Below are 255 nucleotides of genomic sequence, written 5' to 3'. Positions count from 1 at the left end.
GACGGTCTTCATCCGCGAACCCCTTGGGCGCGAAATGGCCGTCCAGCTCATAACGCTCTTGTTGTCCCGCCAGGCGCACATACAGTGCCTGAGTGTTGAGCGTCAGCGCCTGGTGCAAGGCGCTGGCGAGCGGCGCGTCGCCATTGAGGTACAACGGCAGGCGACTCAGGTCAATCTGGCTCCAATCCGTCAACGCACCGCAGGCAAAACGCAGTCGCAACAACGAGCGGCCATCCGGCTCGTAGGCCAGTCGTA

Annotated in this window: 1 protein-coding gene; it reads right to left on the bottom strand. The window is 62.7% G+C overall.

Translation table 11 applies throughout. The annotated features are described in order from the left end of the window. Positions 1–255 (bottom strand): type VI secretion system baseplate subunit TssF (locus ACZYSM_RS29650; protein ID WP_489077249.1); only part of this gene is annotated, 255 nt, incomplete at both ends.

The sequence above is a fragment of the Pseudomonas sp. F220 genome (assembly GCF_057813935.1).
The sequence above is the reverse complement of the archived record's forward strand: the minus strand, read 5'-3'. Positions and strand labels throughout refer to the sequence as shown.